Here is a 21,925-nt window from a genome sequence, read left to right on the forward strand (position 1 = left end):
TTTCTTTCTCAAAAAACTAATATGCTGTGATTTATAATTTATAAAATGTTGATTTTTTAGAATGTCATTCCGACAGTTCCGGAGATTCTGCCGCCGTCTGATCCAGTGAAGTAATTCAGCCTTGCGGAAAACATATCCAGGATACTTAGCCATAATCCGCCTCCAATAGACTGGTGCCATTTTCTTGAATTTTCATGATCGTTCCAGACTCTTCCAATATCGTAACCAACTAAAATTCCCATATTAGCCGGAATAATAGTATTTTTTACTCTTCCAAAATCCCAACGAACTTCAGAATTATTGGTAAAATAAGATCTTCCTGAGAACCTATCGTTTCGGAAAGCTCTCATTCCGTTATTTCCGCCGATACTTGCCGCCTGATAGAATTCAAAATTATTATTGTTGATCCACATCGCGTTGCTGGAATTTGCAAAGACAAAATTTCCGCGACTGTCGAGTCTGTGGTCGAAAGCCAATGTTCCTGTTAAGATTAAAAAGTTTTTATCAAAATCCGAAAGGTTGGTTTTCCAGTCGGCGTTTACCGTAAATTCCAAACCTAAAGTAGGGAACGCGGTATTATCAAAGTTTTTATAGCTGAATGTATAATTTGCCCCTCCAAATTGCTGATTTGTAAATACTTCAGGCTTTACATCGGGAGAAACATCTACAAAACGGTCTCCATTTCTCTGAACTTTATTATTTTCAAAGGTTAGCTGAAATTGGTTAAATATATTCGACCAGCTTTTCTTGGAAACAGAAGGCGCAAAATTGATCTTTGAAATCCTTGCTCTATTGTATTTTCTATCATCTGCCTCTTTGTCGTATTCACTTTCATTTGATAATCCGAAAAAGTTTTCAGAAAAACGAGGAGTGGTAAATCCGGCATCAATGTTGAAATCCCAGTCCGAAATCGCTTTCTTGAAAATTCCCTTGTACACAGCCTGGAATCCACCTGTTGCCGTATAAAAATTAACTTTAAGGCTATGTTTTTGCGTGAAAGGATCGCGGATGAAATTATTCACCGTATAATTGGCCAAAACTCCTAAAATTACCCCATCGTCCGGGTTGTAATCTGCATTGGGATAGCCTGCGACAAAACTATATTTAGGATGTTTATAATCGTAAGTATTGATATCATAGTCGTCCGAAATATTTTTCGTCGCACCGTGGGTATTGTATGTATTTTTTTGAGATTTAAAATCATAGATTTTTACCCTGCTTCCATCGGCAACATTATACGTGTCGTGATTGTAACCGCCGATCAGCCTGATGTTCATTTTCGGGTTTCCGTCTCCTGAAACTTCGTAGATATCATCGTCTTCAAGACCATAGATCCACAGTTCTTTAGTTTTTGAGTCGTCATACGTTTTTTCAAAAACAAGTTCAGGATTTTCTTTGTTTTTATCTAATTTGTATTGTTTTACATTAACAGATTTTCCTGTTTTTGTGATCACAAATTTATCAGGATTTACGGTTCCTGCCAACGGAACTTTTTCCTGTAAAACGTTGAAATACTGCGTCGCGTAGGACTGTAATTTTGCTTTTCTCAGTTTTAATTTTCTTTGAATATCAGCAATTGTTTCATCTTTTACTTCCTTCGGAACGTTGTTGAAAGCTTCGTCAATATCTTTATCCGTCAGATGTTCCTGGATATATTTTGCCTGTGCAATCCAGTCTTCTTCATTGGAACCTTTTAAGAAAGCCAAATCCAGAGGATAAGGCTCTACAGCCAGCCATTTTACACTTTTAAGATCTTCTTTAAATGTCTTGATGTGGCGGATTGCCGGAATGTTCATAATGATTTTGAAGGCATTTCCGTCATATTTACTGAAAGCCTGATCTCTGTCTCGCGGAATCGGCTTGTAGATCACTTTGTTGCCCTCTTCATATTCTGCCCATTTCCATTGGTCGGAATGCCTGTCCCAGTCACCGATCAGCATATCAAAAATTCTGGCTCTGATGTAAGATTCCTGGTCGATTGAATATTTATAATTTTTATTTAAATTTTTCAAAACATCCTCAGTCGAAACAATGTCTTTTGCATTATTAAGCGATGCCAATGTCTTCGGATCAGAAGAAAAACGTTCTTCCACCATGTACATCTCATCACCGTAATTCATGTTATAATTTCCCAAAGCTTGCTGTTTAGGAATATAATATAATCTTGGATTACTGTGAAAAATATTTATTTTATCTGCCATATTTCCAACTGAAAACGGCGTAAACGGATGGTTTGCGGTATAAAAATCCAGCAAGAATTTTTCAGGTAAGGTATTATTCAATTCATTTCCGAAAGTGCTTTTCTTGAAAGCCACATTATTAAGGAAACGAACCGCGCTTTTTTTTACTCCTCTCATCACATATTCCTGTCCGTCCTGGCTCATTAATCTTAAACTGTTCGACTGATTGCCACCTCCTTCTCGGAAAGGTTTGTAACCGCCATCGAGTTCAGAAAGATTAGCCGTCGGAGCTTCGATAGGCATTCCGTAATATTTTCTGTAGTGCTCACCCCAAAGCCACCTGTAAATTTTCCCTTTTTTTGTTAATTTTACAGGATAAATTGTAGATGAAACGGTGGCAGGAAAAGAGTTGGGATAATTGTTGACAAATTCTTTCGGTTTTTCAATAACCTGAATATGGGAAAGTTTTTCTAATTTATTATCTTTTGTAGAAAAATATTCAACATCTGAACTTTGATCTTTCCTGATGTTTAAAACAGCAAAACCACTTCCGCCGTATGAAAAATCTGTTCTTTCGCCAATTGTCGCAGGATCGACCTTTGAGCCAGCTCCACTGATAATTTGCCTGATATTCCTGTCGGCATGATATTGTAAATTATGGTCGTGTCCGGATACAAAAATGATGTTGTCTTTATCCTGAACGATGCTTTTTAATCTATTGGTAAGGTCTGCATAATGTTGATTGTTAATATCTTCCGGGCTTGCTCCCGAAGAACTCCTCAAAACATTCAAGACACTTGCTACTCCCGGAACTGGTATTTTGCTTTTGAAAGGAAAAAGGTGGGATTTTGCAGAAGTATACCCCGCATGAGTTCCGGTGCTGATAATCGGGTGATGAAGGGCAACGATGATTTGTTTATCCTGATTTTTATTAAGCAAATCTTTAAATTCAATGAAAAGATCTTCTCTGGTTTTGATATCACAGTTTTTATTAATTCCTGGATATTTGTCCCAGTTTAGCAAAGCCCATTCTGTATCTATTACAATTAGCTTAATATCTTTTGTAAGACTGATGTCATCAATAGGGCAGGAATTTTTTGGAAGAAAAGCTTTTTTATCATTAAAATAATTTTTCACAAAGTCTTCCTGAGCTTTCCTTCCGTCTAAACCGCTGTACCAGTCATGGTTTCCGGGAATCACCAATGTTTTTCCGGGAAAATTTTTTACAATCGATAATTGATCTTCCAGCTTTTGTTTGGCCAAAGGATACTCTTTATCAGATTCTTTAGGCATACCGTTTGGATAAATATTATCTCCCAAAAAGATAAGCATAGAGTTTTTATCTGCAGTTTCGAGCTGTCCTTTAAGTAAATTCAACGTATTCTGAGCCTGAGCTTCATCTGCATTTCCTGCATCGCCAACTAAGAAAATTTTAAAGTCATTTTCAGATTTTATATCAGAATTTTCTACTTCAGATAAGTTTTTACCCTTTTTTACGTTATATGTTGCGCAGGAATAGAGAACTCCGGCAGACAATACTACTCTAAGGACAATAGAAGTATTTTTTAGATGAGTTTTCAAGGATAAATTCATAAATTTACATTAACAAAATTTCAGTGATGAGCATTTTACAAAAAGCCAAAGATTATGTTGAAATCTTATTCAAAGATAAGCTATCTTCAGTATATTTTTATCATAATTTTATACATACTACGTATACAGTAAACAAGGCTGAAGAAATTATGAGAAATACTTCCGTTTCCCAAGAAGATCAGGAAAAGGTATTATTGGCTCTTTGGTTTCACGATACCGGTTATATAGAATGTGCAAAAAATCATGAGGAAAAGGGAGTTTCTATAGTGAAAGATTTTCTACAAAAAGAAAATTATCCCGAAAATAAGATCGAAGAGGTTACAAAATTAATTTTAGCAACCAAACTGACTTATGAACCTCAAAATCTTCTGGAAAAGATCGTAAAAGACGCCGATTGCAGTCACTTTGCGAGCCATTATTTCAACAATATATCAGATGCGTTAAGAAAAGAATGGGAGCTCACCAATGTGCGATGCTTCACCAATGATGAATGGAATGAAGAGAATCTTGATATGTTGAAAAATAAACATCGATATTATACAGATTACGCGAAAGAAAACTGGCAGCCTCTCAAAGAGAAAAATATTAAGAAAATTGAGAAAAAGCTGGAAAAAGATAAAGATGAAGACAAGAAGGAAAATTCTGAAGGTAAAAAAGATAAGGATAAAGAAAAAGAGCCTAAATCGGACAGAAGCGTAGATACGCTGTTCAGAGTGACATTAAACAATCATACAAGATTGAGTGATATTGCTGACAGCAAAGCGAATATTTTACTTTCTGTAAATGCGATCATCATCTCGGTCTGTCTTTCTGTTTTGGTTCCGAAATTGGATACTCCGAAAAATTCTCATTTGATTATTCCAAGTTTTTTACTGCTTTTGTCAAGTGTTTTAACGATTATTTTTGCGATATTATCTACAAAACCAAACGTTACAAAAACAAGATTTACTAAACAGGATGTGGCAGATAGAAAAGTAAATCTTTTATTCTTTGGTAATTTTAATAGAATGCTTTTCGACGATTATCATGATGCGATGAAAGATTTAATAAAAGATCGTGACTATATTTATGATTCGATGGTGAAAGATTTATACTATTTAGGTAAAGTTTTAGATAGAAAATACAAACTTTTGTCGACTACGTATAAAATTTTTATGGCCGGAATTATTATTTCGGTATTATCTTTCGGATATGCTTTTCTTAGACTTTAATAAATAGTAGAAATTTATATAACGAAATCGTTCTTTTGTAGAACGATTTTTTTTATTGTGCTAAAGAAACTCTTAAGGCAAGAAGCCCTGTAATTCCCTGTAGATCTTCTACTTTTAAAAACTCAACATCATTTTGAAGAATATTTTTTTTCTGAAGTTTATTGATGTATTCCAGATATTCTTTTTGGTTTTCCATGCCGAAATATACGATCGTGATTTTTCCCGGACAGGTAATTCTTTCCGTTGAATCTTTTATATGTGCTTTATCAAGGCGTTTTTTGATGATTTCGTAGTAAGAATTATAGGCTCCGTCTACATCAAAACGTTTTTCATCCATTCGGAAACGGATGTCTATTTTTTCATTATAAACAAAAATCAGCGAGGCAATATCCAAAGGAATCGGAAGATCTCTTTTGAAATTCTGAAACTCAAGTTCCATATTACAGATCGTTTTCAACTGCCAATATCTCAGCTTATGAACAACTTTTGAGCTATAGTGAAGTTCAGGAGCTATATTCTGACCTGTGTACAAATTATGTTCTACACCATCAGATTTAAATCTTTCATAATAATGCGGAAAAATAAGCTGGGCTTTTTCCTGGCCTTCATCCAATAGGTCGGCTAATTTCCTGTTGACCAATGTGATAGAATCGTCAAGGCTTTTTCTATTGGTATAAAAAAGATCACTTTGAGTAAAAACCTGCATGAAATAATCTTTGATTTTAGCCTTCACTTCACTAGAAGATTTTATCTCTAGTTTTGCCTGTAAATAAGGATGAACTTCTTCTCTCAATAGCCTCTGGAAGCGCTGTTCGGTATCAGCTTTAATCTCGTTATTCAATTCATTTTCAAAAATATCCAAGGCTAATAAATATTTTTCTGAATCTGAATTAAGCAAAGAAAAAATTCCGTGCAGAGAATCAATCTGCTGATTGAGGTCTTCAAGCATTAAATTGAGCCGTTTTTCAGAAGATGAACGAATGTCTGAAAATCCGAATAATGGCGTAAGATTTTTAAACGAAATTTGCTTTAAAGTGTATATTTTTTTCGAAAGAGAAGCATTGAAATATTTCTCGGCCTCATTTCTGAATTTCCACACAACACTGTCATGGATGGTCGTATATTCTCTTTGGATAATAGCTTCAATCTGATAATTTTTCTCAAAACTAAAACGGTTCAGGGAAAATAATATCATATCAGTAAAAAACTCCATTTTTTTTGCTTTCAAGCCATTGAAACTATTGGCAATCGGTGAAGTAAATTCCATAATGGCCAATAATTCACTGTCCTTCATGATAGGGATTACCATGAAACTGTTGATTTTATTCCTTTTTAAAATATCAAAAGAAGGTAGTGATTTCACCTCATGCTCCAAATTGTCAACATTGGAAATAACGATGGGCTTCGAGTTTTGATTTAAATTATCAAAAGTAGTTTTTCGGATTTCGTCATCAAATGTATTGATCCAAAAATCCAAAATATGATTCGTAAAAAGGTTTTCATAAATCGGAACTTTTTCAAGTCTTTGATCTTTTTTGTTGAAAAGCATTAACCCAAAATTGAGTTCTGAAACATCAAAATATGATTTAAAAATTTCAATCAGATTTTCATCTGGCGAAAGATTTTCCGGATCGATACTTATCATGCTTGATTTTAAGTCTGATAAAGCGACTTCCGACGTACAGTCAACAAGGGAAATAATGGTAAACCCTCTCAAGATCCATGATTCTGACGGGAAATATTTTTTCCAAAGTTTAAAATCGTCCAGGCTTTCCAGCAGCATGTCTATGACTTCATCGGAAGGGATTTTTGCTTTCTCGGTAGGAAAAATTTCAGTAAAATCTGAATTTACCGTAATTTTATAATGTTTCATGATTCCGTGTTTGTTCGGAATATCATAATAAAGGGGGAGGTTACTTCTGATGTCTCTTTTAAAATAACTTTGCAGAATCAGGCAGCAGCAGAACACGTAAAATTCGTCGTCGTCGATATTTCTAAGCTCTATTTCAAAATCTTTTCCTGCATCTTTCAAAATATTTTTAAATCTCTCGGTATAATTGAAAGTAATGTTGGAAAGCGGAATGCTTGCTGCTTTTATTTCGTTGTTAGTCAGTCCGGTAGGGAAAAGGTCTGCCAACAAAAGCTTGATAAGCTCTTCATGTTTTTCCAGTAAAGAAATATCCTGAAATCCATCTTTGAATTCCTGAAAATTTTTCGTTTTGTCAATCAAAGATTGTGCATAATTGACACGGTACTCCAAACGGTCGTTATATCGAATATGCTCAAGCACATCCAAGTATTTTTTGAACGAAATGTATACCTTAAATGGAGCGTCTTTTTTGTAGAGATTTGACAAAAGATGAAATTTAGAGTAAAGTTAAAAAAAAACCACAACTTTGGTGTTGTGGTTTAATATATTTTGTCGTGACTTTTTACAATCCGAACTGTCTCGCAAACAAGTCAGGGAAAACTCCCAACACAATAATGGAAGCTATTACCACTACTGCAACAATATTGTACGTAAGTGTTACTTTTTCTGAAGATTTGAATGAACTTTCTTTGAAGAAGAACATCGCAATAATTAATCTCAGGTAATAAGCAATTGAAACTGCGGAACCCAAAACAGCTATTAAAACCAGGAAAGCCGCACCGTTCATTGCTTGGGAAAATAAAGCAAATTTACCCATAAAACCAGCTGTTAATGGAACTCCCGCCATTGAAAGCATGGAAATTGCCGCTGCCGTAGCCAATAAAGGTTCTGTTTTTGCCAATCCTTTGAAAGCTCCGAAAGATGTTTCTCTTTTTAGTTTTTCCACGTAGATCAGACACATGAAAACTCCTACTGTTGATAAGGCATATGCAAACAAATAGAATGCTAAATTATACGTAGAAAGGCTTGTCATTCCGAAGAAAACCAACCCGATGTATCCTGCGTGGGAAACTGAAGAGTAAGCCAACATTCTTTTTGCATTGGTCTGGGCAAGACCCATAACGTTTGCCAAAAGTAATGTGATGATCAGGAAAACTCCTAAAACATTGATCCATTCGTGAGTCACGCCCGCAAAACCAATGGTCATTAATCTGAATAATGCGAAAAATCCGGAGATTTTTACCACACTCGCCATGAAAGCTGTGATCAATGAAGGTGATCCGTAATAAACATCAGGGCTCCACATGTGGAAAGGTGCTAATGCTACTTTGAATGCCAATGCACAAAGGATTAATAAAACTCCTAAAATGAACATGACATCCTTAGGATTTGACGTTCCGAAATCATGGATTTTATATAAATCGAAACTTCCTACACTTCCATAGATAAATGCAATCCCGAACAGTAAGAAACCTGTCGCGAATGCACCCATTAAGAAATATTTAATAGAAGCTTCATTAGATCTTAGATCAGTTTTGTTGGCTCCAGCCATTACATATAAAGGAATAGAAAGAATCTCAACTCCTAAGAATAGCGTCACCATATTCTGGAAACCGAAAAGGATAATTCCACCGCAAAGAGCAAAAAGCATCAATGCATATAATTCTGACTGGTGGCTTCTGTGGTTGCTGAATGCAAAACCTCCCAAAAAGAATAGTAATAATGTCGTTACGATTGATATTTTAGTGAATAACGCAGTATTTGCGGTATAGTCATACATATGTCTGTACTGTTCGAAGAACGCACATTCTGGCATGAAACTTACACATAATGCGATGATTAATCCCAAAATCCCAATGTATCTTGCGAATTTCCCTTGTTCAAAAACTCCTGAAAATAACGCAACAACTGCCGTTAGGAAAACAATAATTAAAACACTCATTTTTTAAAATATCAAATTAACTTACCATTGATTGGTAGATAAACTTCAACGAACTATTCACCATTTCGATTACCGGTTGTGGGAAAATACCAAGTAAAATCACAAAAACCGCTAAACTTGCCAATACAGAAAATTCTACTCCGGATAAATCTTTTGCTGTACTTAAAACCGCTTCATCACCCTGTCCAAACATTGCTTTTCCGTAGAATCTCAATAAGTACACTGCACAAAGAATTACCGTAAGACCGGCGATTACAGCTGCCAATCCGTTAAAATCATATACAGATTTCAACAAGATAAATTCTCCGATGAAGCCATTTGTCAATGGAACTCCCATAGAACCTAATATAATGATCAGAAATAAAACCGCAAACTTAGGAGCTACTTTTGCAAGACCTCCCATTTGTCTGATGTCTCTTGACTTAAATCTTTTGTATAAAATATCACAACAGTAGAATAGACCCACCACGTTGATACCGTGAGCGAATGTCTGTACCAATGCCCCTTCAGCACCTTCAATATTGAAAGTTCCTCTTAAGGTAATCACTGCAGAAGCGAAGATACCTGCCACCATTAATCCAACGTGAGAGAAAGAAGAATACGCAATGATTCTCTTCATATCTGTCTGGATGATAGCGATTAATGCACCGTGAACAATTCCTACAATCGCCAGAATAATTACAATCTGCCCTGAAATTCCGGCAATCGGAATCGGAGTGATCGGTAATAAATAACGCATAACTCCGTACACCGCCATTTTCAGCATGATCCCCGATAACAACATCGATCCTTGAGTAGGAGAGTAGGTATACGTATCAGGCTGCCAAGTATGGAAAGGGAATACCGGTAATTTCACTGCAAAAGCAAAGAAAATGAACCAGAATACCACTGTTTGCTGTGTTTCGTTAAGCTGAGCATTATATAAATCCGTTAATGCAAATGATGCAGAGTGATTGTAAACATAAATCAATCCTGCTAACATGAATAATGACCCAACGAATGTATAGACGAAGAATTTCGTAGTGAATTCAAATCTTTTATTTTCCTGCCCCCAAAGTCCGGCAATGAACCAGATCGGAATCAAAGTTACTTCCCAGAAAATGTAGAACAACAATCCGTCAAGCGAAGTGAAAACTCCCACCAATCCGAACTGCATCAGCAAAATCAAACCGTAGAAAGTGTTTCTGTAGCTTACATTTTCATTAAAAGAAGATAAAATAATGATTGGCGATAAAATATTCGTCAACAATAAAAGAAGCATGCTCATCCCATCGATACCGAAGTGAAGAGAGCTCTTCATGAATTGTGACCAGGGATAATTGATCTCATGCTGCAATACACTATCTACAGTCGGAGTAAAATTGAAATCCGAAAGTATATAGAATGTAAGAAGCATCTGAACCAATGCAATTCCCAGTGCCAAATATTTGCTGGATTTATCTTTCCATGCAAAAACTAATCCCGAACCTACTAGAGGTAATAGTAATAATGTTAATAATAAACCAGACATTATTGTAATATAAAGTTAACAATCAGTATAATTCCCACAGCTAAAGACATGATAAGAATGTAATTCTCAACATTTCCGTTTTGGATACGCTTCATCGCTTTTCCGCTATCTTCAGCACCATCACCCACAAAGTCTACAAAACGGTCTAAAATACCCTTATCAAACATCTTTCCTCCGCGTCCTAATCCTTCAACAGTTTTTACAATTAATGCATTGTAAAGTTCGTCAATATATAGTTTTCTGGCAGACAGTTTTTCCCATCCTGTGTATTGCTCCTCTGGTAATGCTTGTTTTTTCTTATTGACATAAGTATTTTTAACAATGAACCAAACGGCGAAGAACATAAGAACAGTCGCTGCCAAAAGTGTCATTTCAGTACCAAACGGAACTGCAGATAGCGTAGTTTCCATTTGTTTAAAGCTTTCCTCGGTAAGAACCGGCTTCAGCCATTCCATTAATTTGGCATAATGACCGTGACCGATAAAGTGAGGAAGATTAATCAAACCACCCAATACAGAAAGAATAGCCAATACGATTAATGGTAATGTCATATTCGACGGGCTTTCGTGTAAGTGGTGTTTTTGTTCTTCCGTACCTCTGAACTCTCCATGGAAAGTAAGATAGTACAATCTGAACATATAGGTTGCTGTAACAGCCGCTAATACAAATAAGAATACCCAATAGATTGGATTTTTAGCAAAAGCTGCTACTAAAATTTCGTCTTTAGAAATCATCCCTGATAATAAAGGGAATCCTGAGATAGCCAATGTCCCGATAAGGAAAGTAGCGTGTGTAAGAGGAATGTATTTTTTCAAACCTCCCATGAAACGCATATCCTGCTCGTTGCTCATGGCATGGATTACAGAACCTGCTCCCAAGAACAATAATGCCTTGAAGAAAGCGTGTGTCATTACGTGGAACATTGCTGTTGTGTAAGCTCCAAGACCTAAAGCGATGAACATGAATCCAAGCTGTGAAACTGTAGAATATGCCAATACTTTTTTGATATCGTTCTGACGTAATGCGTAGAATCCTGCCAAAGCAGCCGTTAAGAATCCGATGAATAAAATTCCTCCCTGAACCGTAGGTGCCAAAGTAAATAAGAAGTTTGATCTTACTACCAAATAAATACCCGCCGTTACCATCGTCGCCGCGTGAATCAACGCAGAAACAGGAGTCGGACCGGCCATCGCGTCCGGTAACCATGTATATAATGGAACCTGAGCAGATTTACCCGTTGCACCGATAAATAAACTCGCTGTAATAAAGATAATTACTGTTCCGTCTAATTCAAATTTTCCGGCGTTTTCCGCTACCGAAAGATAATCCAAAGCATTGGTCTGAGAAGCAATCATGAAAATACCAATCAATAACGCAAGGTCACCGATTCTGTTCATGATGAATGCTTTTCTCGCTGCTTTACCATATTCTTCGTTGGTATACCAGAATCCGATTAGTAAATAAGAACAAAGACCTACACCTTCCCATCCGATGAAAAGGATTAGATAATTGCTTCCCATTACCAATAACAACATTGAGAAGATAAATAGATTAAGATAAGTGAAAAACTTATAGAAACCTTTATCGTGGCTCATATATCCGATAGAGTACAGGTGAATCAAAGAACCGATTCCTGTAATGATCATTACCATCATTAAAGAAAGCTGATCGATCTGGAATCCGAAATTGATCTGAACTCCATTTACTCTAAACCATTCAAAAGCTTTTACGATTACGGGCTGGCTCTCAGAATTGAAATTCATGAAAAGGCTTACAGCGATACAGAAAGATCCGAAAACCACTGCCGTTGCCAAAGATCCAACCAATATTTTTGGAAGATTTTTCCCGAATAAACCGTTTATAAGAAACCCTAAAAGTGGTAGAAGTACTATTGCATATACTAAATTTTCCATTCTTATCCTCTTAATTTATTAAATATACTTACATCTACAGAACGGGTATTTCTATATAGCATAGCAATAATTGCCAAACCTACCGCTACTTCAGCAGCAGCAACCACCATAATGAAGAAAACTAAAAGTTGTCCGTCTCCGTTGCCCTTATACGCTGAAAAAGCAGCCAATAAAAGGTTTACAGAATTCAGCATAAGCTCTACACAACCCAAAATAACAATAGCATTTTTTCTCAATAATACTCCCAACACTCCCAGACAGAATAATACTGAAGAAAGAATGATGAAATAATTCAGAGGGATGCTTTGTATAAATGTATTTACTTCTCCCATAATTTATAAATCTTTTTTACCGATTAATACCGCACCTACAATACCTGCCAAAATAAGGATGGATGCAAGCTCAAACGGTAAAACATATTCATTAAACAAAAGTCTACCCAGATTTTTCGTAAGACCAACGCCCTTGTCTACATTCTCAACAACAACATGATTGTCCTGAACTCCTCTGAATACGCCTAAAACTCCAATTAATAAAAGACCTGCCGTAAAAACTCCAACAAATTTTAAAGTATTGTTCTTCTTACTTTCGTCTTGCTTATTAAGGTTAAGCATCATCAGGATATAAAGGAACAATACCATGATCGCCCCGGCGTAAACAATAATCTGGATAATCGCAAGGAATTGTGCATTCAGAAGAATGTACATGCCCGCAATAGAAAACATTGTCACAATTAATGACAAAATAGCATATAAAGGATTTCTGGCAAATACGAAATACACCGCACTGGCCACTGCTAAAAACGCTACCAAGAAAAATAAAAACTGATCCATTATTTTACCGCATTTTTTTGTTTCTCGGATTGTCTTTCTGTGATATCAATCCTTTCATTTATTTTTTCAACCAATTTATCTTTTCCATAGATGAAAGAACCTCTGTTGGTTTCCACATCTACCAATCTGTCTGTAAGATAGATCGCAGATTTCGGACAAGCTTCTTCACACATACCGCAGAAAATACATCTCAGCATGTTGATTTCGTATACCGATGCATATTTTTCTTCTCTGTAAAGGTGCTTTTCTTCCTTGGTTCTTTCAGCAGAAGTCATCGTAATTGCTTCTGCAGGACATGCCACTGCACAAAGTCCGCAAGCGGTACATCTTTCTCTGCCTTCCTCGTCTCTTTTCAAAACGTGCTGACCTCTCCAGATATCTGCTCTCGGTTTCTGTACTTCCGGATACGAATATACTGCGGGAGCACCTTTCAATACGGTTCTTACAGCATGCTTAAATGTAATCCCCATTCCTGTAAAAATTGCAGGTAAGTAGATTTTTTCAGCAAGGGTCATTTCTTTATTAGAAACAACTTTTGATCTGTTCGTAAGTTTCATTTATTTTAATTTTTTAGGCTGAACTTCTATTCAGCATTTAAAAATATATTCTTATCTCTTAGTTTGCAAACGCTAAAATTACAGCTCCTGTAATTAATAAGTTTACCAATGCCATCGGAATTAAAGTTTTCCAACCCAAGTGCATTAATTGATCATATCTAAATCTTGGAAGCGTCCATCTGATCCACATAAAGATCAAAATTCCGATTATCGCTTTTGTTAAGAATGCTACGATACTCAAGATTCCTGCCGTGTTTTCACCCCAGTTCTGAGTTACCCATTCGATTCCCGGATAGTTATAACCACCGAAGAAAAGAACCACCATGAAAGCATTGGAAATAAACATGTTCACGTATTCCCCGAACATATACAATCCTAATTTCATTGAAGAATATTCTGTAGAATATCCTGTTACCAATTCAGATTCACACTCAGGTAAATCGAAAGGGTGTCTGTTGGTTTCTGCTAAAGCCGCTACGAAGAACACAAGGAAAGCGATCGGCTGGTAAAAAATATTCCAGTTAAGACCAGAAACCCAAGGAATGAATCCCCAAAGTTTGCCTGTTGTCTGGCTTTCCGTAATTTCTTTTAAATCTAAACTTCCCGTCATCATAATGATAGAAAGCAAAGCCAATCCCATTGCCAATTCGTAAGAAATCATTTGGGAAGAAGCACGGATGGCGCCTAATAATGAATACTTGTTGTTCGAAGCCCAACCTCCGATCATGATTCCGTATACCCCGATTGAAGCCATTCCGATGATGAAAAGTACACCAACATCGATGTTGGCAACCTGAAGATCATAAGAAGTACCTGCAATATTTAAACTTTTACCCCAAGGAATAACCGCTCCCGTGATTAATGAAATAAACATTACCAAAGCCGGTCCCAATACGAAAAGAAATTTTTCTGCATTGGCAGGTGTAAAATCTTCTTTAAAGAAAAACTTTCCACCGTCAGCAAGAGGCTGCAGCAATCCGAAAGGTCCTGCTCTGTTGGGACCAATTCTATCCTGCATGATAGAGGCAACTTTTCTTTCTGCCCAGGTAGAGTAGGCTGCAATCGTTAATGAAAGCAGGAAAAGCGCTAATACAAGTATAAGTTTAAATGTAAGTAAATCCATTTTTTATTTTAAATGTTTGAAGATGGGAGTTGGAAGCTGGACGTTTATCACGTCATGGTATCAACTCATCATCACATTACCAATTTATTTTATTTTTAAATGATTGAAATTAAAAGTAGAAGTGTAATGTTTTACGTTACAAACTTCCATCCTCCAGCTTCAAGCATCCAACTATTCTATTTTTCGTCTTTTTCACTGATTTCCTTAGCCATCGGATTGTCTAAAACTCTTAGCTCATCCTTAGGTTTTTCATAGTGATTCAATGAAATAACTGAATGTCTGTCGATGTGTCTAGGACCTTCGATATTCCAGTCAGAAAGTTCTTTTCTTTCGAAACGGCAAGTATCGCAGATGAATTCTTCAACTTCACCCCACTGATCTTTTCTTGCAGTTACTCTCACAATTTCGTCACCTTTCATCCAAACGGTGGCTTTTCCGGAACATTTATCGCATTTACAAGAAGCGTTCATTGGCTTTGTAAACCAAACTCTGCTTGCAAAACGCGCTGTTCTATCTGTTAATGCTCCAACCGGGCAAACGTCGATAACGTTTCCGATGAAGTCATTATCTAAAGCTTTATTTAAATAAGTAGAAATTTCAGCATGATCTCCTCTGAAAAGAATTCCATGTTCTCTTTCACCTGTTAACTGATTGGCAGCTAATACACATCTTGCACAAAGAATACAACGGTTCATGTTCAATTTGATGTGTGGCCCAAGATCGTCGGCTTCGTAAGTATTTCTTTCGAATTCTGTTCTTGTATTCTCAACACCGTGCTCATATCCTAAATCCTGAAGATGACATTCACCAGCCTGATCACAGATAGGGCAGTCCAGCGGGTGGTTTACCAACAAAAACTCGGTAACAGCTTTTCTACCTTCCTGAGCCTTATCAGAAGTAAGATTTTTTACTTCCATGCCATCCATCACATTCGTTCTGCAGCTTGCAACCAATTTTGGCATAGGACGAGGATCTGCTTCAGACCCTTTAGAAACTTCTACCAGGCAAGTTCTGCATCTTCCTCCACTGGTTTCCAATTTGCTGTAGTAGCACATTGCAGGAGGTACAGATTTTCCACCGATTTGTCTTGCTGCTTCCAGAATAGAAGTACCAGGCAAAACTTCAGTAGTCTGTCCGTCTATAGTTATTTTGAATTTTTTAACCTCTTCGCTCATATTCTATGCTTTTTGCTTATGCTGTTTAAGCGGATAAGCTCTATTTTATTTTTGCTTTTTTGTATTAAATGTATATCCAATCCCAAATACCAATTCGCAGAAGGTAAAATCCTGGGTTGCTTTATCCACTTTTACATTTTCTACGGTTGTTCTTACACTTGGTAAATTGATATATCCATATTTTATATCAGCTTTTGCCACAATATGGTTCCATAATACGACATTAAGACCTGTTCTTGCATCCAAACCAAATCCGGCTAAATGGAAATGATCACTTTCTTCTTTCCCCATCAATGTAGCATCAGTTTTTGGAATTAAAGCACCGGCTCCTAAACCATATGCCCAAAATACATCAAAATTCTTTTTATTAAGAATCTGCTTGTATTGCTGAACACCAACGTTAAGGTAATTTAACCCGTTCGTATGCTCGTATTTCAAAAATTTGGCATCTGAAAGATCTATTTTTCCATTTTTTACCATGGCTGCATATTCCGGATTAGAAATATTCCCATTAAAATCTACCACCTGATCCTGATCCATCACATATTTCATATGATCTAACCCAAGCGTAATTCCTAAATTATCCTTAATAAAGTAAGTGATGTTATAGTTTACCTGTGGAATAGACATTTTTAAAGGATTGATATAATGGTCAAATTCCTTTATTGGAGTAGGTCTGTCATGTGCCGATACATTTTGCAGGGTAAAGTTGTAATCCTGACCAGTAAAATGAATATCAGAATCTCCAAACCAACCTCTGTTCCAGCCCCAAAATACCATTACTGATCCTTTTTTGAACGCTTCTCTCTGAGCACTTACGCTCATGGTTACTGTTAATAAAAACAGTAATAAAAATTTATTTCTCAATTTAAAATTTCTCTTTTATTAGGTACTAAACTGTTGGCGCCGGAATAGGATCTGCATAGTTTGCCAAACCGTAGTTTTGTGTCAAACACAATTCCGGGTTTTTAATGTGCCATTCAAATTCATCCCTAAAATGACGGATCGCTGCTGCAACAGGCCAGGCTGCAGCATCACCTAACGGACAAATGGTGTTTCCTTCAATTTTTCTCTGGATATCCCAAAGAAGATCGATATCTTCCATTTTTCCTTCTCCTTTTTCAATTTTCTTTAAAATTTTGTACATCCATCCCGTACCTTCACGGCAAGGAGTACACTGTCCGCAACTTTCGTGATTGTAAAATCTTGCTAAAGTCATGGTATGTTCTACGATACACTGGTCTTCATCCAATACGATGAAACCTCCTGAACCCATCATTGTTCCGGTAGCGAAACCACCGTCTGCCAATGATTCGTAGTTCATGTATCTTGGTTCTCCGTTTACAGTTTTAAGCAACAAATTGGCTGGAACGATCGGAACAGAGCTTCCTCCAGGGATACAAGCTTTTAATCTTTTTCCGTCTTTTATTCCGCCGCAATATTCATCAGAGTAAATGAATTCTTCAACGGTAATCGTCATGTCGATTTCATAAACTCCCGGTTTGTTGATGTTTCCACAAGCAGAAATCAATTTTGTACCTGTAGATCTTCCAACACCGATTTTAGCGTATTCCGCTCCTGTAATATCAATGATAGGAACAACTGCTGCGATAGATTCAACGTTATTTACAACCGTTGGTCTTTCCCAAAGTCCTTTTACAGCTGGGAATGGCGGTTTTAATCTAGGGTTTCCTCTTTTACCTTCAAGAGATTCAAGCAATGCAGTTTCTTCACCGCAGATATATGCTCCACCACCTCTTTGAACGTAGATTTCACAATCGAAACCGGTTCCTAAAATATTTTTACCTAAAAATCCTGCTGCTTTTGCTTCTTCAATAGCTTCTTCTAAAATATCGGGAATCCATGAATATTCTCCACGGATGTAGATATAAGAAACATTTGAGCCTAAACAATAAGACGAAATCAGCATTCCTTCAATCAATAAATGAGGAAGAAATTCCATCAGATATCTGTCTTTGAAAGTTCCCGGCTCAGATTCATCGGCATTTACTACCAAGTGTCTTGGAACACCTTCCGGCTTTGCCAAAAAGCTCCATTTCATCCCTGTCGGGAATCCGGCTCCACCACGTCCACGAAGTCCTGAAGCTTTTACTTCTTCAAGAATTTCATCGGGAGTCATCTTCAAGGCCTTTTCAGCTGCGGTGTAACCTCCCTGTTTACGGTATGTTTCAAAGTAGCGGATGCCTTCTATATGTGCGTCTTTAAGTAAAAGTTTTTTACTCATTTTTATTATGCTTTTAGCGTTGGCTATTGCACTTCGACAAGCTCAGTGTGACAGCTTTCAGCTTTTTATAATTATTTTTAAAAATTAACTCAAATTAGTCTAAAGCGATTTGTCCCTGTCTGCAAAGATCAAGGATTTCGTCCACTTTTTCTATCGTTAAATTTTCGTGAAAGAATTTTCCTAACTGCATCATCGGTGCATATCCACAAGCGCCAAGGCATTCTGCCGGTTTTAATGTGAACATACCGTCTTCAGTAGTTTGTCCGTCTTTAATGTTCAGTTTGGTTCTGATATGATCCAGGATTTTTTCGCTTCCGCAAACCATACAAGGTCCCGTTCTGCAAACTTCCAAAACATATTTACCTACCGGCTTCATATTGAACATGGTATAGAAAGTTGCCACTTCATATACTTCAATTGGCTTAATACTTAGTAATCCGGCAACATAATCCATTACTGGAACGTCTAACCAACCTCCGAATTCTTTCTGTGCCAAATGCAGAACAGGAAGAAGAGCAGATTTTTGTCTTCCTTCAGGATATCTTGCGATGATTTTGTGTACCTGTTCTAAACTTTCCGGTTTAAAAGCTATTGTTTCGCTCATTTTTTATCTAAGATTAAAGAACATAGAAAAAAGAGTATAGACTCTGAGATTCGTGTTCTAAATTCAATTTATATTGGGGTGATGAAAGTCTTTTATCTTTCATCTGTTTCTTAATTCTAATTATGCGTCTAATTCTCCCGCAATAATATTCATACTACACATCGTTACAATCGCATCAGAAATTACAGAACCTGTAATCATCTCAGGATAAGCTTGATAGTAGATGAAACATGGTCTTCTGAAATGCAGTCTGTAAGGACTTCTTCCGCCATCACTCACCAGATAGAAACCTAATTCTCCGTTTCCTCCTTCTACAGCGTGGTAAACTTCACCTTTCGGCACATCTGTTTCTCCCATTACGATTTTGAAATGGTAGATTAATGCTTCCATTTTTTGATAAACATCAGCCTTTTCAGGAAGATAGAAATCAGGAACATCCGCGTGGAATGGCCCTTCAGGAAGATTTTCGTATGCTTGTTTGATGATTTTAATAGATTCCCAGATCTCCTGCTGACGAACCATGAAACGGTCGTAAGTATCTCCTGATGTTCCCACAGGAATAATAAAGTCGAAATCCTGGTAAGAAGAATAAGGCTGTGCAACTCTTACGTCATAATCTACTCCTGCTGCACGTAAATTCGGACCTGTAAAACCGTAGCTTAATGCTCTTTCTGCAGAAATAGCTCCTGCTCCGATGGTTCTGTCCATAAAGATTCTGTTTCTTTCCAATAAAGTACAGAATTCTTTGAATCTTGGTGGGAAAGTTTTAAGGAAATCCTTTAATAACTCATGGAATTTTGGAGTGAAATCTCTTTCGAAACCTCCGATTCTTCCCATATTGGTAGTCATTCTCGCTCCGCAGATCTGCTCGTACATATCATAAATACGTTCTCTTTCGATGAACATATAGGTAAGACCGGTAATTGCTCCGGAGTCCATTCCGGTTACCCCGTTACAGATAAGGTGGTCACCGATTCTTGCCAGTTCCATTAAAATTACACGCATATAATCTACACGTTTTGGAACTTCAACTCCGATTAATTTCTCAACTGTCATGTGCCAACCTAAGTTGTTGATCGGTGCAGAACAGTAGTTCATACGGTCGGTAAGGGTAGTGATCTGAGAATAGTTTCTTCTTTCAGAAATTTTCTCAAATGCTCTGTGGATGTATCCCACCGTTTGCTCAGCGTGAAGGATTCTTTCTCCGTCCATCGTTAAGATATTCTGGAAAATCCCGTGCGTTGCAGGGTGAGTGGGTCCTAAATTGAGGGTATAAAGCTGTCCGTCAATTTGCTCCTTACTGTCGTATTGGTTAAGTATATTAGATAATGAGTTATCTTTCATAATTTAAATGCTTTAGGCTCTAGGCTTTAGGCTTTAAGCTCATTGCTTATAGCTTACTGCTTATTGCATTATTTTTATCTTCCGAACATGCTATCGTTCTTATCGGTTCTTGTTCCGTCTTCCAAACGATATTCCTTCAACATTGGGTGGTATCCCAGATCTTCCATATTTAAAATAGGTCTAAGATCAGGATGTCCTTTAAATTTAATTCCGTAGAAATCATAAGTTTCTCTTTCCATCCAGTTGGCTCCGGCGTATAATTCTACTAAAGAATCTACCTCGATGTTTTCTCTGGACATAAAGATTTTCAGACGCAATCTGAAGTTAGCCATCATATTATGTAGGTGGTAAATCACTCCGATTTCTTTTTCTGGAAATTCTGGGTAATGGATTCCACAAATATCTGTAAGGAAATTAAATTCCAATGATGAATCTTTCAGATAGTGAATGATCTTTTTAATATCATCTTTCTTTACTTCAATAGTCAACATCCCATAAGGTTCTGAACTCGCGATTACAGACTCCGGAAATTCTCTGGTGATTGCTTCTAATACAAATTCGTTTGTCATTTCCGTTAGTTGCTAATATTGTAAGAATCTAATAATTTTTGGTATTCAGGCATATCTCTTCTTCTGATGCTTTCGCTTTCTGCCAAAGCCTGAACCTGCATTACACCTTCGATAATCTGTTCCGGTCTTGGAGGACATCCGGGAACGTATACGTCTACAGGGATGATTTTATCAATTCCTTGCAATACAGAATACGTATCAAAAATACCACCGCTGGAAGCACAGGCTCCAACTGCCACCACCCATTTCGGCTCTGCCATCTGAGTGTAAACTTCTTTTAGGACTGGTCCTAACTTCTTAGATATAGTTCCGCAAACCATCAGCATATCCGCTTGTCTTGGTGAGAAAGAGTTTCTTTCCATACCAAATCTCGAAGCGTCATACGTAGGGTTCAGGGTAGCCATAAACTCGATACCACAACAAGAGGTTGCAAAAGGCAAAGGCCAAAGAGAAAACTTTCTAGCCATCCCGATTACACTGCTCAGTTTCGTTGCGAAAAACCCTTCTCCTTCAAATCCTTCCGGAGCAGGTGCATCTGTTCTTATTACTGGTTTGTTATCTGACATTTTAGTAGATTTTAGATTTTAAATTAGATTCTAAATTATTGTTAATGTTAACTTTAACTGAGAAATCATCATCTAAAATGTATAATTTTTAATTTAAAATTTTTATTTATCCCAATCTAATGCGCCACGTTTCCATACATAGAAAAATGCCATGAAGAAAATCGCTACAAATGTAAGCACTGCCAGGAATCCTTCCATACCGAATTCTCTGAAGTTTACAGCATAGGGATAAAAAAATACGATTTCAATATCGAATAATACGAATAATACCGCCGTCAAAAAGTATTTAATGGAAAACGGTGTTCTTGCATTTCCTTCTACCGGGACTCCACACTCCCAGCTTTGGTTTTTCACAGAATTTCCTTTTTTCTGTTTCGGACCTAAAAAATGCGCTCCAAGCAAAGAAACTGCTACGAATGCTACCGCAACACCTGCTTGTAATAGGATTGGAATATAACTTTCAGGTAAATTCATTTTTGCATTATTATCTCAATTTGCAAATTTACAGAATAAACAAGAAAGCATGAAATTAATCAGCCTAAAAGTGGAATTAAAATAAGGAAAACCGATAATTTAGAATCAATAAAAATAACGCTTATTTCTTCATTTTTTTAAGGAGCGAATAGGCCATAAATGAAATAAAGCCAAATAAGATGCTCGCATAGATTATGTTAATTAAAGTATTCGTTT

General features: G+C 36.8%; 18 protein-coding genes. 1 reads left to right on the forward strand and 17 read right to left on the reverse strand.

From position 1 onward, the window contains the following. Positions 1-56: 56 nt before the first annotated feature. Complete coding sequence (locus tag BMX24_RS20445) at positions 57-3,761, reverse strand: metallophosphoesterase (RefSeq protein ID WP_317040900.1); 3,705 nt, start codon at positions 3,759-3,761, stop codon at positions 57-59. A gap of 38 nt (positions 3,762-3,799) precedes the next feature. Between BMX24_RS20445 and BMX24_RS20450 the strand changes: the two genes are divergently transcribed. Then, positions 3,800-4,984, forward strand: a complete 1,185-nt coding sequence (locus BMX24_RS20450) for a Pycsar system effector family protein (RefSeq protein WP_089796218.1) — start codon at positions 3,800-3,802, stop codon at positions 4,982-4,984. A 52-nt stretch (positions 4,985-5,036) separates the two neighbouring features. Here BMX24_RS20450 and BMX24_RS20455 read toward each other — a convergent pair whose 3' ends face one another. The 16 genes from BMX24_RS20455 to BMX24_RS20530 all read right to left on the reverse strand — a co-directional run bounded on the left by BMX24_RS20455 (position 5,037) and on the right by BMX24_RS20530 (position 21,709). Then, entirely contained in the window at positions 5,037-7,340 is a 2,304-nt protein-coding gene (locus tag BMX24_RS20455; RefSeq protein WP_089796220.1) for a GAF domain-containing protein, read from the reverse strand. Positions 7,341-7,416: 76 nt separating this feature from the next. Next, entirely contained in the window at positions 7,417-8,796 is a 1,380-nt protein-coding gene (locus BMX24_RS20460) for an NADH-quinone oxidoreductase subunit N (protein WP_089796222.1), read from the reverse strand. Between the two features lie 16 nt (positions 8,797-8,812). Then, a complete protein-coding gene (locus BMX24_RS20465) occupies positions 8,813-10,306 on the reverse strand; it encodes a complex I subunit 4 family protein (protein ID WP_089796224.1) in 1,494 nt (497 codons plus the stop codon). Beyond that, a complete protein-coding gene (nuoL, locus tag BMX24_RS20470) occupies positions 10,306-12,219 on the reverse strand; it encodes an NADH-quinone oxidoreductase subunit L (RefSeq protein WP_089796226.1) in 1,914 nt (637 codons plus the stop codon). The genes BMX24_RS20465 and nuoL overlap by 1 nt, the downstream gene beginning before the upstream one ends. A 2-nt stretch (positions 12,220-12,221) precedes the next feature. Further along, positions 12,222-12,551: an NADH-quinone oxidoreductase subunit NuoK gene (gene nuoK, locus BMX24_RS20475; protein ID WP_027380123.1), complete on the reverse strand. Its 330-nt coding sequence runs from the start codon at positions 12,549-12,551 to the stop codon at positions 12,222-12,224. Positions 12,552-12,554: 3 nt separating this feature from the next. Continuing rightward, complete coding sequence (locus BMX24_RS20480) at positions 12,555-13,052, reverse strand: NADH-quinone oxidoreductase subunit J family protein (protein ID WP_027380122.1); 498 nt, start codon at positions 13,050-13,052, stop codon at positions 12,555-12,557. Next, complete coding sequence (locus BMX24_RS20485) at positions 13,052-13,609, reverse strand: NuoI/complex I 23 kDa subunit family protein (RefSeq protein ID WP_062160095.1); 558 nt, start codon at positions 13,607-13,609, stop codon at positions 13,052-13,054. Before BMX24_RS20485 ends, BMX24_RS20480 begins: the two co-directional genes overlap by 1 nt. 58 nt (positions 13,610-13,667) lie before the next feature. Next, on the reverse strand, positions 13,668-14,732 hold the full coding sequence (nuoH, locus tag BMX24_RS20490) for an NADH-quinone oxidoreductase subunit NuoH (protein ID WP_089796229.1): 1,065 nt from the start codon (positions 14,730-14,732) through the stop codon (positions 13,668-13,670). 176 nt (positions 14,733-14,908) lie between these two features. Next, positions 14,909-15,907: an NADH-quinone oxidoreductase subunit G gene (locus BMX24_RS20495; RefSeq protein ID WP_089796231.1), complete on the reverse strand. Its 999-nt coding sequence runs from the start codon at positions 15,905-15,907 to the stop codon at positions 14,909-14,911. A gap of 45 nt (positions 15,908-15,952) precedes the next feature. Then, positions 15,953-16,732, reverse strand: coding sequence for a hypothetical protein (locus tag BMX24_RS20500; RefSeq protein WP_228404947.1), 780 nt, complete (start codon positions 16,730-16,732; stop codon positions 15,953-15,955). Positions 16,733-16,799: 67 nt separating this feature from the next. Beyond that, on the reverse strand, positions 16,800-18,152 hold the full coding sequence (nuoF, locus tag BMX24_RS20505; protein WP_089796235.1) for an NADH-quinone oxidoreductase subunit NuoF: 1,353 nt from the start codon (positions 18,150-18,152) through the stop codon (positions 16,800-16,802). Positions 18,153-18,246: 94 nt separating this feature from the next. Beyond that, a complete protein-coding gene (locus BMX24_RS20510; RefSeq protein ID WP_089796237.1) occupies positions 18,247-18,756 on the reverse strand; it encodes an NADH-quinone oxidoreductase subunit NuoE family protein in 510 nt (169 codons plus the stop codon). Positions 18,757-18,876: 120 nt separating this feature from the next. Beyond that, positions 18,877-20,100, reverse strand: coding sequence for an NADH dehydrogenase (quinone) subunit D (gene nuoD / locus BMX24_RS20515; RefSeq protein ID WP_089796239.1), 1,224 nt, complete (start codon positions 20,098-20,100; stop codon positions 18,877-18,879). A 74-nt stretch (positions 20,101-20,174) separates the two neighbouring features. Continuing rightward, positions 20,175-20,669, reverse strand: coding sequence for an NADH-quinone oxidoreductase subunit C (locus BMX24_RS20520; RefSeq protein ID WP_089796241.1), 495 nt, complete (start codon positions 20,667-20,669; stop codon positions 20,175-20,177). A gap of 5 nt (positions 20,670-20,674) precedes the next feature. After that, positions 20,675-21,235 carry an NADH-quinone oxidoreductase subunit B gene (locus tag BMX24_RS20525; RefSeq protein WP_047397471.1) on the reverse strand — a complete coding sequence of 187 codons (561 nt, stop codon included), beginning with the start codon at positions 21,233-21,235 and terminating at the stop codon, positions 20,675-20,677. A gap of 102 nt (positions 21,236-21,337) precedes the next feature. After that, complete coding sequence (locus BMX24_RS20530; RefSeq protein ID WP_089796243.1) at positions 21,338-21,709, reverse strand: NADH-quinone oxidoreductase subunit A; 372 nt, start codon at positions 21,707-21,709, stop codon at positions 21,338-21,340. Positions 21,710-21,925: the final 216 nt, after the last annotated feature.

The sequence above is a fragment of the Chryseobacterium wanjuense genome (assembly GCF_900111495.1).
In the GTDB taxonomy this organism is placed as follows: domain Bacteria; phylum Bacteroidota; class Bacteroidia; order Flavobacteriales; family Weeksellaceae; genus Chryseobacterium; species Chryseobacterium wanjuense.

Bases quoted from the DNA above. Each gene is read 5' to 3' on its own strand.
- BMX24_RS20450 (WP_089796218.1), top strand. From the start codon at position 3,800: ATGAGCATTTTACAAAAAGCCAAAGATTATGTTGAAATCTTATTCAAA.
- BMX24_RS20460 (WP_089796222.1), bottom strand. From the start codon at position 8,796: ATGAGTGTTTTAATTATTGTTTTCCTAACGGCAGTTGTTGCGTTATTT.
- BMX24_RS20465 (WP_089796224.1), bottom strand. From the start codon at position 10,306: ATGTCTGGTTTATTATTAACATTATTACTATTACCTCTAGTAGGTTCG.
- nuoL (WP_089796226.1), bottom strand. From the start codon at position 12,219: ATGGAAAATTTAGTATATGCAATAGTACTTCTACCACTTTTAGGGTTT.
- nuoK (WP_027380123.1), bottom strand. From the start codon at position 12,551: ATGGGAGAAGTAAATACATTTATACAAAGCATCCCTCTGAATTATTTC.
- BMX24_RS20480 (WP_027380122.1), bottom strand. From the start codon at position 13,052: ATGGATCAGTTTTTATTTTTCTTGGTAGCGTTTTTAGCAGTGGCCAGT.
- BMX24_RS20485 (WP_062160095.1), bottom strand. From the start codon at position 13,609: ATGAAACTTACGAACAGATCAAAAGTTGTTTCTAATAAAGAAATGACC.
- nuoH (WP_089796229.1), bottom strand. From the start codon at position 14,732: ATGGATTTACTTACATTTAAACTTATACTTGTATTAGCGCTTTTCCTG.
- BMX24_RS20495 (WP_089796231.1), bottom strand. From the start codon at position 15,907: ATGAGCGAAGAGGTTAAAAAATTCAAAATAACTATAGACGGACAGACT.
- BMX24_RS20500 (WP_228404947.1), bottom strand. From the start codon at position 16,732: ATGAGCGTAAGTGCTCAGAGAGAAGCGTTCAAAAAAGGATCAGTAATG.
- nuoF (WP_089796235.1), bottom strand. From the start codon at position 18,152: ATGAGTAAAAAACTTTTACTTAAAGACGCACATATAGAAGGCATCCGC.
- BMX24_RS20510 (WP_089796237.1), bottom strand. From the start codon at position 18,756: ATGAGCGAAACAATAGCTTTTAAACCGGAAAGTTTAGAACAGGTACAC.
- nuoD (WP_089796239.1), bottom strand. From the start codon at position 20,100: ATGAAAGATAACTCATTATCTAATATACTTAACCAATACGACAGTAAG.
- BMX24_RS20520 (WP_089796241.1), bottom strand. From the start codon at position 20,669: ATGACAAACGAATTTGTATTAGAAGCAATCACCAGAGAATTTCCGGAG.
- BMX24_RS20525 (WP_047397471.1), bottom strand. From the start codon at position 21,235: ATGTCAGATAACAAACCAGTAATAAGAACAGATGCACCTGCTCCGGAA.
- BMX24_RS20530 (WP_089796243.1), bottom strand. From the start codon at position 21,709: ATGAATTTACCTGAAAGTTATATTCCAATCCTATTACAAGCAGGTGTT.